This window comes from Dickeya sp. NCPPB 3274 (assembly GCF_000406205.1).
GTDB classification, from domain to species: domain Bacteria; phylum Pseudomonadota; class Gammaproteobacteria; order Enterobacterales; family Enterobacteriaceae; genus Dickeya; species Dickeya fangzhongdai.
Genome location: NZ_CM001979.1, coordinates 1832684 through 1845491 on the forward strand (window position 1 = coordinate 1832684; position 12808 = coordinate 1845491).

Sequence of the window (12808 nt, forward strand, 5' to 3'; positions counted from 1 at the left end):
ATTATTTCCTCATCGCCAGACGGCGTTGACGACGGGCGGCCAGCAACCCGTGACGGGGCGCGAAGACAAACGCCAGCAGGAACATCAGCGTTTGCAGTGAAACGATGATGCCGCCGGTGGCGCCGTTCAGGAAGAAACTTAGCCAGGCTCCCACGCCGCTGGTGACGGTACCGAGTGCAATAGCTATCAACACCAGCCGCGGGAAGCGGTCGGTCAGCAGCCAGGCGGTAGCGCCGGGCGTAATCACCATCGCGATCACCAAAATGGCGCCCACCGTCTGTAGTGCGGCGACGGTGCAGGCGCTCAACAGGGTGAAAAAGATGATTTTCAACCGCAGCGGCGACAGGCCGATGGTTCGGGCGTGGATTTCGTCAAAAAAGGTGACGAACAGATCTTTCCAGATAAAACACAGCACGATGAGTGAAATACCGATAATCAGCGCCACCTGCAAAATGTCTTCATCGGCAATGCCCAGAATATTGCCGAAGATGATCGACTGCACGTTCACTGCGGTCGGGTTCAGTGAAATGATCAGCAGCCCGGCGGCAAAAAAGGTGGAGAAGATAAACCCGATCACCGCGTCTTCCCGGATACGGGTCAGATGCCGGATGAACGTCATGGCGAGCGCCGCCAGAATACCGGCGAAAAACGCGCCGGCGGCGTAGGGCAGCCCCAGCGCATAAGCGCCGGCCACGCCCGGCACCACCGAATGCGACAGCGCGTCGCCCATCAGCGACCAGCCTTTTAGCATCAGGTAGGCGGACAAAAAGGCGCAGGTGCCGCCGACGAGGCTGCTTATCAGGATGGCTTTGACCATGTATTCATACTGGAAGGGCGCCAGCAACGCATCAATCATGGCGCTTATCCTCCTCATCCGCGGATGAGCGATGGGGCGGCGTCAGGCTGCCCTTGCCGTAAAAGACCGCGGGGCGTTCATCGTCCGTCAGCACCGTCAGCTCGCGGGCATCGGCGTCCTGATGCAGCTGTTGCCCCGACAGACGCAGGTAACGCAGCACGCCGCCGAAGGTTTTCTCCAGATTCGGGTGCGTAAAGGTGCTCTCCGTCGGTCCGACCGCCAGCACGGTGCGGTTGATCAGCACCACCTGATCGCAAAACTCGGGCACGCTGCCGAGGTTATGGGTGGACACCAGAATCAGGTGACCCTCTTCGCGCAGCGTTTTCAGCAATTTGATAATCGCATTTTCCGTCTGCACATCAACGCCGGTGAACGGCTCGTCCAGCAGGATGATTTGCGCCTGCTGCGCCAGCGCTCGCGCCAGAAACACCCGCTTCTTTTGCCCGCCGGACAGCTCGCCAATCTGGCGCTGATGCAGCTCCGTCATGCCAACGCGCTCCAGCGCCAGCGCCACCTGTTTTTTGTCTTCCGCCGACGGAATGCGAAACATCGACATCTTGCCGTAACGCCCCATCATCACTACATCCTCAACCAGCACCGGGAAGTTCCAGTCCACCTCTTCGGTCTGGGGCACATAGGCGATGAGATTGCTTTTAAGCGCCTGCCTGACGGGCAAACCGTTGAGCGACACGCTGCCGGTGGTGGGGCGGACGATGCCCATGATGCTTTTGAACAGCGTTGACTTTCCGCTGCCGTTCACCCCCACCAGCGCGCAGATGGTGCCGCCGTGGAGATGAAAACTGGCGTTATGGATAGCGGTGTGGCCATTGTTGTAGGTGACCGTGATGTCTTGCACGGCCAGCTGTGCGTCTTCTGCGTGCCGGGTCATTGGTTAAAACCTTTTGCAATGGTGTCTACGGTGGTTTTTAACAGCGAAATGTAGTCGGGAACCGGGCCGTCTTTGGTCGACAGTGAATCCACATAGAGCACGCCGCCATAGCGCGCGCCGGTTTCTTTGCTGATCTGGCGCGCCGGTTTGTCCGATACCGTGCTTTCACTGAATACGACCGGGATCTGGTGCTGGCGCACTTGATCAATAACATGGCGAACCTGTTGCGGCGTGCCCTGTTCGTCGGCGTTGATCGGCCACAGATACAGTTCTTTCAGGCCGTAGTCGCGCGCCAGATAGCTGAACGCGCCTTCGCTGGTCACCAGCCAACGGTGTTCGGCCGGAATATTGTTCAGCCGCGCCCGTAGCGGTTGATCCAGCGCGGTAATTTGCGCGGCGTAATCTTTGGCGTTGCGGTTATAGGTTTCCGCATTATCCGGGTCGTATTTCACCAGCGCCGCCCGAATATTTTCGATGTAAATTAAGGCGTTGTTCGGCGACATCCAGGCATGGGGATTCGGGTTGCCGTTGTAGGGGCCTTCGTTGATCGCGATAGGGGCGACGCCTTCGCTAACGACCACGGAAGGCACGCCCTGAATGTTTTCAAAGAACCGGCCGAACCAGCGCTCCAGGTTAAGGCCATTCCACAGAATCAGGTTTGCCGACTGCGTTTTGGCGATATCCCGCGGCGTGGGCTGGTAGTCGTGGATTTCCGCGCCCGGTTTGGTGATCGATTCGACGGTGGCGGCATCGCCGGCAACATGTTGGGCGATGTCCTGAATGATGGTAAACGTGGTAACCACTTTGAGTTTTGCCGTGGCCGGTAGCGAAAAACCGAACAGCAGCGCCAGCAGAGCGGCAGAAAAGGGAAACGGGAAGGATAACCACGTTTTGCGCATCTGAAAGGCCGTAAACATAACACTCTCCCAATAATGATAATGATAACCATTTTCATTTAAAGCCGGGGCTATGTTAACAGACTACATTTAACACCTCAATAACACCACGAAGTAAATTGTTTTGGGGGTAAATGATTTTAGTTTCATGCGCTTTCTGCGCGGAAGGGTGGTTCGCGATAAACACGACGATAAGTTCGAACCGGGCAAGTAAAGCCAGCGCGGTTATAAACGATGGCGGGTATAAAATGCCGACAGGCCATCTGGCAACGAGTATCACCTCGCTCCCGATGGCCGTTGTATTGATTATTTCAGGTTGTTGTTGAAGAAATCGGAAATCTTATCAAACGGAATTTTATCCAGACGATCGTAGAGATCGACGTGGTTGGCATCCTTGATAATCATGAGTTCCTTCGGTTGTGCTGCCGCCCGATAGATATCTTCACTGAAATAACGCGAATGCGCATTCTCACCGGCGATGAGCAGGATCGGGCGCGGCGATATTTCGTTGACGTAGGTCAGCAGCGGCATATTCATGAACGACAGCGGCGTGGTAGCAGTCCAGGCGCCATTGGAGTTCGGCGAGTTCTTGTGATAGCCGCGCGGTGTGCGGTAATACTCGAAAAACTCCTTGATGATCGGATCGGGGCTGCTTTCCAGTTTCTCCGGCAAAATACGAGGGCCGGCGGCGGGCGTGCCTTTCCCGGCGTCAACCCAGCGCTGCTGGCTCATTTGCTCCAGCATTTCGGTGCGCTGCGCTTTAGTCAGGCTATCGTTCAGGCCTTTCGCCATGGTGCGCGACATGTCATACATGCTGGTGGTGACAACGGCTTTGATGCGTTTGTCCACCGCGGCGGCGTTCAACCCCATGCCGCCGAAACCGCATATGCCGATAATACCGATACGGTTGCGATCGACAAAAGGTTGCAAACCGAGAAAATCGACCGCGGCGCTGAAATCTTCGGTATTGATATCCGGTGAAGCCACATTGCGAGGCTCTCCGCCGCTTTCGCCGGTATAAGACGGGTCGAAGGCCAGCGTGACATAGCCGCGCTCGGCCATGGTTTGCGCATACAGACCGGAAGACTGCTCTTTTACCGCGCCAAAGGGCCCGCTGATCGCAAGTGCTGCCAGCCGCTGGTTGCCACGATTTTTCGGCAAATACAGATCGGCGGCCAGGGTGATGCCGTAGCGGTTTTTGAAGGTGACTTTCCGATGGTCGACGTTATCGCTTTTCGGGAAGGTTTTATCCCATTCCTGAGTCAGTTGCAGGGCATCGCCATTGGCTGACGCGGAAGGGGACTGCGCCAGCACCGGCTGGGCGCTGGTCAACACTGTCGCTACGCAAATAGCGATAGCGCTTTGAATGAACGTCTTGCGGGAAAGCAGGCTGTTCATGCGGATTACCTCTCGAATTATTACGGGACACCGCCTGATAAGGGATACGGGTCTTATCAGGGGTGATGTCACGACTGAACGGTTACAGTGCATTCCTCAGAATGGCGGTCACCACTTCCGGGGGATAGGTGTCGGCAATACCGAAGAGACGTACGTTGCTCTGCACGTTTTCAACGATGCCGGGCAAAGCGGTTTCCCCGATATCCAGTTGCGGCAGGCGGGTGGGCGTACCGATGGTGTTGAACCAGCCTTCCAGCGCGGCAATGCCTTGCTCGCCGGTATCGACGCCAAATACGTTGCGGGCAAATCGTCCGAACTGCGCCGGGTTGCGGTCGATGTACCATTTCATCCAGGCCGGGACCACCACCGACAGGCCGGCGCCATGCGGTACGTTGAACAGCGCGGAAAGCGAGTGTTCGATGGCGTGGTTAGGGTAGCTAAAGCCCGCGGCGCCGGAAAAGGTCAGGCCATTCAGCGCCAATGTCGCGGCCCAGGCGAACTGTGCGCGGGCGCTATAATCCGCCGGGTCGGCAAGCAGCGCCTCGGTTGTCTCGATGACCGTGTTGATCAGCGATTCAACCAGCCGTGATTGCAGGTTAGGATGCACCGTCGCGGTGAAATAAACCTCGATCAAATGAGCGATGACATCCGAAGCGGAATACACCAGATAGTCACGAGGTACGTCCTGCATCAGCGTCGGGTTGACGATGGATACTTTAGGGAACAGAGCGGGCGACGAGATGAAGAACTTCTCTTTGGTTTCGTCATTGGTGACCACCGCGCCCGGGTTCATTTCGCTGCCGGTCGCGGCCAGCGTCAGAATGGCGAACAGCGGCAGCGCCGACTCGACGGGGGCTTTGCCGGTAAACAGATCCCAGACATCGCCATCGTAGCGGACGCCGGCCGCGATCGCCTTGACGCTATCGAGCACCGATCCGCCGCCGACGCTTAGAATGGCGTCGACCTGATGCGCTTTTGCCAGGTCGATGCCTTCCCGCACCGTCGAGATAACCGGATTGCTGACGATGCCGCCGCATTCAACCAGCGCAATACCTTGCCCGGAGAGACTCTGGCTGACGATGTTGAAAAGACCGTTGCGTTTGATGCGCTCACTGCCGTAGCAGAGCAGCACTTTTTTAATGCCATGATCGGCCAGATGCTGACCAATCCAGTGTTCCTTGCCGACGCCGAATTCGATTTGGGTCGGGTTAAAGAAAGTGAAGTTTTCCATATTTACGTCCTTTGAGTCTTCTGGTTGCTCATCTGACCGCCGGACACAGGCTGTGGGGATGAGCAGACTTGAATTGACACATACCGAACGGAGCGAAAACACGTTCTGAGGGATGACCGGGATTACGCTGACCGCTTAACGTTCTTGCAGGATGCATTTTTCGTGATCTTGTCAGCCCATCGATAGACAGATACTCCACATTTATTGCCTGATCCTCCAACTGCCGGGATTGTCGATTGGCTCTATCGTGTCGGGGGGATATGCTGCAAAAAGGCACTGACTGGAGACGTGGTATGCCGAATCAGGAACAACAGATAAGACGGCACGACGCCGACGCCGACGCGGTCGACGTGACGAGTGAGGCGATGGTGGAGGTTATCGGGCGATGGACCGCCGGTCAGACGGACTGTACCACCCCGATTCCGAGCCTGACGCTCTTTCGACGTGAAGCGCCGATGCCGCCGACCACCTGTCTGGTTGAACCCAGTATTGTCCTCGTGGTTCAGGGCGAAAAACAAATGCTGGTGGGCGGCGAGGCCTACTCTTATAACACCCGGCATTTCCTGATTACGTCGCTGGATCTTCCGGCTAATTCGCAAGTGAATGTCGCCAGCCCGGAAAGGCCCTGTCTGGGGCTGACCATGAAGTTCGATCTTCGCATCATGGCGGAGCTGATCGCACAGGGCAGTTTGCCGCTGCCCACGCTGCGGGCAAATGACAGAGGCATTGGCATCGGCACGGTCACGCCGGTGTTGATTGAACCCTTCAGGCGGATGCTGGATTTGCTTGATGAGCCCGGCTCGATCCCGGTGCTCGCACCGCTGATCGAGCGGGAAACCCACTATCGCCTGCTGATGAGCGATCAGGCCGCGCGGCTGTGGCAAATCGCGTCGGTAGGCAGCCAGGGACACCGGGTCTCCCGGGCCATCGACTGGCTGAAGATCAATTACACCGCGACGCTCCGGATTGATGATCTCGCGGCCTATGTGCAGATGAGCACATCAAGCCTGCATCACTACTTTCGGCAACTTACTGCCATGAGCCCTTTGCAGTATCAAAAGTGGCTGCGGTTAAATGAAGCCCGGCGTCTGATGCTGAACGAAGATTTGGACGCGGCCAGCGCGGCCTTCGACGTCGGCTATGAGAGCCCGTCGCAATTCAGTCGTGAGTACACGCGCCTTTTCGGGGCGCCGCCAAAGCGTGACATAGACGGATTGCGGCGCAAGGCGGATAGTGAGGGCGGTGACTCTCAGCCCGGAGAGCCGGATAAACCACGAAAACCAGGTGGGATGGTTTCCCTTTCCGATTAATCAGCGTTATTGTTTTGGTTATCCAATGCCTGTTTCAGGAATCACGATGATGAAGGATTCGTTCACTATCGGCGAAGAGCATGTGCGGTTTACCGCCCCCGATATCGCCTTGTCGATAGGATACCGCGCCATTGCCCGCCAGTTCTTCCACCACAAAATCCCATCGCCTTATGAAGTGGAAATGGCGATCGCCACCATTGAAGACCAACTTCAGGCGACACCGGCGCTACGTCAGGTGGCGCAACATATTGCTTCCGCCGACGTTTATCTTAAAGAGATTGCCCGCAGCGCCGGCCGCCACGACACGCTGACTCAGCAACAAATCGAGAACGTGTTCAACCGGGTGGCGGATGTCATTTCCGGCAGCCCCTGGCACGACGGCGAATTCCCGGAGGATACGGGCTTTATCAGTTATCTGGTCATTGTGCGCGAGCTATCGCACCATCTTAATATTCAGCAGATAACGCTGTTATAACGAGGCTACCCGTGAGCGGTATTCCTGCTTCATGTTTTATTTCGTATCAGTAAGAGGGCGCGCGCATTCTGTAAGTTAATCCAGCGGCCCACAGATGAGCGGGCACAGCAAAGTGTTCTGGCAACATCGCTGACGCGACTTCCTCTGTGCAGCATCAGCATGGCAGTCAGCCCGCGGGCATGGTTTTTATCACGCGTTTTATGAATGGTTTTCTGCATCAGTCATCGTTCGCTACGGGGGATTGGTGCTATGATCGGCATCGCTCAGTCCGGTTGATGATTTGTGATGTTTGGCGATTGATCAGATCGCACAATCCGGGCTGAGTTTCCTCAAAGTGATCTACTATATTTGGCGCAGCTATTTAGGCGCTGAATTTAGATAGAAATATGGTATTTTTTCTTTGGGGGGAATTATATCGTAATGTTAAAATAGGGATAATATCAGGCCAGGCGTTATTGGCCTTAATCAAGGAGGTGTCAAAATGATTCATGGAATTGAATACATAAAAATCACGTTATATATCGCATTGTTTCTCAGTATGCCGGGGCCAACTAATACATTGCTTCTTTGTTCTGGTTATACTCAAGGTTTTGTTAAAAGTATAAAATTGACTTTATCAGAATGGCTTGGATATCTATTGGCTGTCACTGCATGGGGATTGCTGTTTAACTATTTGGCACAACATGGAAACCCGGTACTGAACGTGATGAAGATATTATCGGCATGTTATGTCGTGTATTTGGCGGTGAAAGTGTGGAGGTTTTCTCTTCATCAAACCAGTGAGAAGATCACTTTCAGCACGGTTTTTATCACGACCTTACTCAACCCCAAGGCCTTTTTCTTCGCTGACTCCATCATCCCTCCATCAGCCTTCATATATCAAGACAGCTATATTCAGGCGATGCTTTGCCTGTTTTTGGCATTATTACCCATATCATGCATATGGATTTACTCCGGGACGTTGATTAGTCTCAGCCAAGCCTCAAGCCAGCCCAGACTAAAACCAACGTTGTTTTATCGTGGCGCTTCACTCGTTATTTCACTTTTTGCTGCTTCGATGTTTTATAAATCAGTATCTATTATTTTTTAGTTAAAGAGATTAGCTTGTTACCGTAATCCTGACATTGAAATTTTATTGCGCTTTTCTTCACTGCAAATGGTCAGGATATACTCAAAGTTATTGTGTGCTGATTGCGATAGTTGTAAAAAACGATTTATTCATCAACGTTCTGGTATTCAGTACGTCCGCATTTTTTCTGGGTGTACTGAATTATCTTAATTGCTGAATAGCCTGGATATGTTTTGTCTGACCTCCGGTTGAAAAAAGGTTTTCTCATGCATGATGACTTCCTGTGCCGTGTACTCAGGTAGCTTACTCCGAAGGCACTGAGTCAGATGAGCCTTTAACGTGACAAGTGATGTTCGTGGTTTTTTGACCAGATCCCTGGCTCTGGACAAGGCGGCCTCTAAAACTTGTTCCCTTGGGTAAACCGGAAAGGGAATTCCTCGCTGCCTCAGCTCTTCACCTCGATAATTATTACCCAGCATCAATATCTCTTGTCCCAGGGCCAATCCTAATTTCTCCGGTACGATAAGTGTTCCTCCCATACCGGGAGTAAAGCCGTATTTCATGAAATTGGCGGTATAGATGCTTTCCTGACTCATAATGACAAAGTCGGCAAACAGCCCCATCACCAAGCCACCTCCGACGGCGTGCCCTTGCATAGCGGAAATAACGGGAATCGGGCATTCCAGAGGTAAGCTATAAATATTGGTATCAGTAAATTTTCCTTTTCCCTCTTGTAACGCGAACAGGTCTTCCTGTGTTCCCCCTGTAGCAAAATAGCTATCGTAACCTGTCAGGATGACTGCTTTATAGTGGTCTGATGTTTCAATATGCTTGAATACCTGGATTAGCTCGTGGACCAATGCTCGGGAGAATGTATTTTTGTGGATTTTGTCCTGCATTTTTACATACACAATTCCCGGTTCTATTTCTTGAAAATCAACAACATTTGTGGCCATTGTTTTATTCCTCCCAAGGATATTTCCCCGTTTGGATATAACGGGAGATTTTATTGAGGTTCTCTTGATCGGAAAAAATTTCCACATTCAAGGCGAGAGCTGCCGGTTTCTGATCGCGAGTGAGAGTAACCAGCTCGCTCATGTATGATTTGTAACGTGTAATGGCACACTTCGATAAACAGTTAAGCCGTTGTATGTGCTTCTTGAGGATCAGGTCGCTGTCGTTACCGTGATCGTCGACTAAACCCCAGCGGTAAGCTTGCTCTGCTGACACTGGTTTTGTCATTAGCGTCATGTAATGCGCTTTTTGTTTTCCTATTTTGTGCACCAGAAAAGGAAGTACACAGGCAGGCAGCAAGCCGAACAACATTTCAGATAAACTGAACATGGCCCGGGTGTCCGCAATGACGATATCGCTGGCGGCAACGAAACCGATTCCTCCTGCGTTGGCTTTGCCTCTGACATGGGCGATGCTGATGTAAGGCCCGCTCATCATATCCTGCCAGACTTCATACAATATCTCTGGATCCTGAGGGCGGCCACCACTGCTATTTCCGGCAATATTACCTTGTTCTATGGCGTGTAAATCGGCACCAAAGCAAAAGACTTCGGGTAATCCTTCAACGACTAATATGCTGATGCTATCGCGGTATTGCCGGATAACCTCCCGGCACTCTATCGCAAAGTTTTCATTAATGGTGTTATTGGCTTCAGGTCGATGTATCTGCAGGTATAGCACCGGACCTTCCTGCCTCAAGCGGATTGTTTGGTAAAATGCCATTGTCAGACCCACTCATATTCACGGTGAAATTCGTTGATTCGGCTTAGTACGAGATGATGGGTATTCTGAGGGCCTGAATGGATTTGAGGAAAAAGGCTCAGATCCAGCATGACATTTTTAGTACCGAAGCGGACTCCATGGTTGCCGTAAAGCAGCGCATCATATTCACCCATTGTGAGTTCACGACGTCTGTCAAGATGAGCGCCAATGTCCATTTGTCTGACACGCCGACAACCTTCAGGAGTCACGACACCGCTGAAAAACTCTGAGCAGCATCCCGAACCGTAGGAAAAGCATCCAATCCGTTGTGGTGACTGAATATCCGCATTGGATAAGGTGCTGAGTAGAGAAAGGGCTAATGTTGCCCCCATGATATTGCCGACTCGCTGACAATAATTCAGGCCGGGAGCTACGCGACGGTTAAAATCGGCTTCCGTATCCTGCGGCGTGGCGCGTACCATTTTACGCATCATGTTACGGTGAGCACCTTTGACCATTCCACCAAAAGGCGTATGAAATGCCAGATAACCAAATGTATTGACATAATCAATGCCGGCAACGCGTTTTTCGTACTCCAGATAGGCTTTTTCACAACATTCCAGATAAGCCAGTAATGACAAGTCGGAATCACCGGTTTCTTTATCCGGGACTGGCCTACAGGTATCCATTACTTCATAACCGTAATAGCCGTTTGCCCCCGCATCGATCTGAAAAACGTGAGGGGTGTCGCTGACCAGCATGGCAACAGCGCCGGAGCCACCGCTTGGCTCGGCAAAAGACCAGTCCTGACTGGTATGGTCGCTATTTTCTTCTTCCAGAATAAATCGCGTCATATCGGTGGCAATAACTAAAGCTTTACTGCCGGGAGATGTCTGGGAGAGGATTGTATTGATAGCCATTTGCAAACCGGCGACGCCAGAGTAACAGGCTGTTTTCAGTTCGAACAACCGACAGTTTCGCTTTAGCCCCAGATAGTGGTGAACATAGGTACTGATTGACTTGCCGAAGTCGATTCCCGATTCTGTACAGGTGATCAATAATTCAATACTGTTTTTTTCCTGCTCACTTAGCGCATCCAGAATGGGTTTCGCTGCATTGACGGCAAAGCTGACAGGATCTTCACAAGGCAAACTCACCGTTTTTTGCTTCATCAAGAGATTGTCAAAACGGGACATATCCAGTCGGCGGTGCTGCGCCAGCTCTCTGACATTAATGTAGCTTGTACCACAAAACGCGTTTATCGCTTCAATTCCAACGGAAATCATAAGGTCCCTCTTACGCTAAATTAGGTAAACGCTATTGGTTGACGTGCTCCAAAACAACACAGGTATTAATGCCGCCGAAACCGAAGGCGTTATTCAACGCGATGTTGATGTCCTGGCGTTGAGCATGTTGCCCGACAAAGCGGCATTCATTGTTGATGGGTGTTTCCAGGTTCAGATTGGGATGGAGAAAGCGTTCTTTCATTTGAACCAATGTGGCTACCGTTTCTACAGCCGCGGCGGCATACAGACAGTGCCCCGTGAGGCTTTTGGTTGAGTTAAGCCAAATCTGGCGATGATAAGAGCCAAAAACGCGCTTGATGGCGGCGATTTCAGTTTCATCTCCCATCAGTGAACTGGTGCCATGCGTATTGATATAGTCGACAGAATCATAGGCACAACCCGCAGACAGCAATGCCTGTGCCATTACCCGGGATTCGCCTTCACAACTTGGATTACTACCTCGATTGGCATCCAGACAGATACTGCCGCCGAGGATGCGTCCCCAAATTGGTGCGTGGCGTTTACGCGCGCTTTGTTCATTTTCCAGCAGCAGACAGGCACACCCCTGACCGTAAACAAACCCTTTTCGCTGTTGGTCAAAGGGGCGACAGAGCTGTGTTGGATCACCCGAATCGCTTTTAGTCAGCAAAGCGCCGCTGTTTTTGAATGCCTGTACCTCCGGGGGCGATAAATCCGCCATTGCTCCGACGACCAGACAAGACTGAGTGATTCCCGATGCGACTTGTCGGTATGCCTGGATAATGCCGGCGTTTCCGCTGGCTGACGCGCCACCAACGGTGCAGCCTTCTCCACGGATAGTGAAGAGCTCGCTGAGCAAACCTAACTGGTTGGTATCCATGAAGTACAATGCATAGCTGGCAGGAACAAACTCAGGTTGGTCGGTGAAGGATTGCCGGATTTGATACTGATATTTTTGCTCGATGTTATGTCCGGCAATGATGATGCCTCTTTGCTCTGGCGGGTAAGGACATTCGTCGGCAAAGGCAGCACGCCAGGCTTCAAGTGCCGTAGCGAGCGATACCTGGGCGCTCAGCGGTACTCTGGCACCCAGGCGTAAAGCATCGTTTAGCGTTTCCTGAGTGAGCGATAAAGACGCTAATGCGGCTTTATAGTTGTAATCAGACAGGCTTGCCTTGATTTCTGGGTATTCGTTGGCATGCCTGCTGATTCCACTGATACCTGTTTTCAATGATTGGGTAAAAGCGGGTATTCCGATTCCATTCGCAGCGGCTATGCCTAAGCCGGTCACAACGACATTGTGCATCATACGCATCCTGCTTTGATTCACTGAAAGGCCATCTTCGCCAGAAGATCTGCATAGTTTGGATGGCTACTGCGCTTTAGCGTGCAAGAAATCTACTAATTCTCCGATATTTTTGAGGTCGCCGGCTTCATGGAGAGGGAACATGAGATCGAGGGTTTCCATACTGGAGAGCAGAATATCCGCCCGGTCAATTGAGTTGGCCCCCAAGTCCTTCATGCTCCGCTCCGGCGTAATGGCACTGGTATCCAGATAGGGGAGGATTTCCAGTAAGTTATGCACGATAATATTGAAAATATCTTCCTTACTCTTGTGGCTCATGTGGTGCTCCTTACTTGTGCATGACTGGCTTAAATAAAATTACTATTATCAAAAGAAAATTATCGACGAGTAATGAAAC

Annotated in this window: 13 protein-coding genes and 1 pseudogene; 3 read left to right on the top strand and 11 right to left on the bottom strand. The window is 52.3% G+C overall.

From position 1 onward, the window contains the following. Position 1: 1 nt before the first annotated feature. The 5 genes from DXX3274_RS08695 to DXX3274_RS08715 all read right to left on the bottom strand — a co-directional run bounded on the left by DXX3274_RS08695 (position 2) and on the right by DXX3274_RS08715 (position 5270). Positions 2-856, bottom strand: coding sequence for a metal ABC transporter permease (locus tag DXX3274_RS08695; RefSeq protein WP_039695643.1), 855 nt, complete (start codon positions 854-856; stop codon positions 2-4). After that, positions 849-1745, bottom strand: coding sequence for a manganese/iron ABC transporter ATP-binding protein (locus tag DXX3274_RS08700; protein ID WP_042859455.1), 897 nt, complete (start codon positions 1743-1745; stop codon positions 849-851). The genes DXX3274_RS08695 and DXX3274_RS08700 overlap by 8 nt, the downstream gene beginning before the upstream one ends. Then, positions 1742-2662 carry a metal ABC transporter substrate-binding protein gene (locus DXX3274_RS08705; protein WP_042859456.1) on the bottom strand — a complete coding sequence of 307 codons (921 nt, stop codon included), beginning with the start codon at positions 2660-2662 and terminating at the stop codon, positions 1742-1744. The genes DXX3274_RS08700 and DXX3274_RS08705 overlap by 4 nt, the downstream gene beginning before the upstream one ends. A gap of 285 nt (positions 2663-2947) precedes the next feature. After that, positions 2948-4039 (bottom strand): alpha/beta hydrolase, encoded by a 1092-nt coding sequence (locus tag DXX3274_RS08710; protein WP_042859457.1) that lies wholly within the window; start codon positions 4037-4039, stop codon positions 2948-2950. Between the two features lie 82 nt (positions 4040-4121). Further along, positions 4122-5270, bottom strand: coding sequence for an iron-containing alcohol dehydrogenase (locus tag DXX3274_RS08715; RefSeq protein WP_042859458.1), 1149 nt, complete (start codon positions 5268-5270; stop codon positions 4122-4124). A gap of 293 nt (positions 5271-5563) precedes the next feature. Between DXX3274_RS08715 and DXX3274_RS08720 the strand changes: the two genes are divergently transcribed. Together DXX3274_RS08720 and DXX3274_RS08725 are read left to right on the top strand one after the other, a co-directional pair. Beyond that, positions 5564-6580: an AraC family transcriptional regulator gene (locus DXX3274_RS08720; RefSeq protein ID WP_050569842.1), complete on the top strand. Its 1017-nt coding sequence runs from the start codon at positions 5564-5566 to the stop codon at positions 6578-6580. Positions 6581-6626: 46 nt separating this feature from the next. Continuing rightward, the gene (locus tag DXX3274_RS08725; protein ID WP_042859459.1) at positions 6627-7055 is read left to right on the top strand and encodes a hypothetical protein; all 429 of its coding nucleotides are present in this window, start codon (positions 6627-6629) and stop codon (positions 7053-7055) included. A 74-nt stretch (positions 7056-7129) separates the two neighbouring features. On the opposite strand, the pseudogene DXX3274_RS22760 reads toward DXX3274_RS08725, so the two are convergent. Beyond that, positions 7130-7273, bottom strand: a pseudogene (locus tag DXX3274_RS22760) (IS630 family transposase); the annotation flags it as partial. 263 nt (positions 7274-7536) lie between these two features. On the opposite strand from DXX3274_RS22760, the gene DXX3274_RS08730 reads away from it, so the two are divergent. Further along, positions 7537-8145, top strand: a complete 609-nt coding sequence (locus DXX3274_RS08730; protein WP_042859460.1) for a LysE family translocator — start codon at positions 7537-7539, stop codon at positions 8143-8145. Between the two features lie 185 nt (positions 8146-8330). On the opposite strand, the gene DXX3274_RS08735 is transcribed toward DXX3274_RS08730, so the two are convergent. The 5 genes from DXX3274_RS08735 to DXX3274_RS08755 all read right to left on the bottom strand — a co-directional run bounded on the left by DXX3274_RS08735 (position 8331) and on the right by DXX3274_RS08755 (position 12729). Continuing rightward, entirely contained in the window at positions 8331-9080 is a 750-nt protein-coding gene (locus tag DXX3274_RS08735; RefSeq protein ID WP_042859461.1) for a polyketide synthase, read from the bottom strand. Between the two features lie 4 nt (positions 9081-9084). Continuing rightward, entirely contained in the window at positions 9085-9861 is a 777-nt protein-coding gene (locus DXX3274_RS08740; RefSeq protein WP_193747065.1) for an enoyl-CoA hydratase/isomerase, read from the bottom strand. A 2-nt stretch (positions 9862-9863) separates the two neighbouring features. Then, the gene (locus DXX3274_RS08745) at positions 9864-11126 is read right to left on the bottom strand and encodes a hydroxymethylglutaryl-CoA synthase family protein (RefSeq protein ID WP_042859463.1); all 1263 of its coding nucleotides are present in this window, start codon (positions 11124-11126) and stop codon (positions 9864-9866) included. 31 nt (positions 11127-11157) lie between these two features. Next, positions 11158-12414 carry a beta-ketoacyl synthase N-terminal-like domain-containing protein gene (locus tag DXX3274_RS08750; protein WP_050569843.1) on the bottom strand — a complete coding sequence of 419 codons (1257 nt, stop codon included), beginning with the start codon at positions 12412-12414 and terminating at the stop codon, positions 11158-11160. A gap of 63 nt (positions 12415-12477) precedes the next feature. Then, on the bottom strand, positions 12478-12729 hold the full coding sequence (locus DXX3274_RS08755) for an acyl carrier protein (RefSeq protein WP_042859465.1): 252 nt from the start codon (positions 12727-12729) through the stop codon (positions 12478-12480). Between the last annotated feature and the right edge of the window lie 79 nt (positions 12730-12808).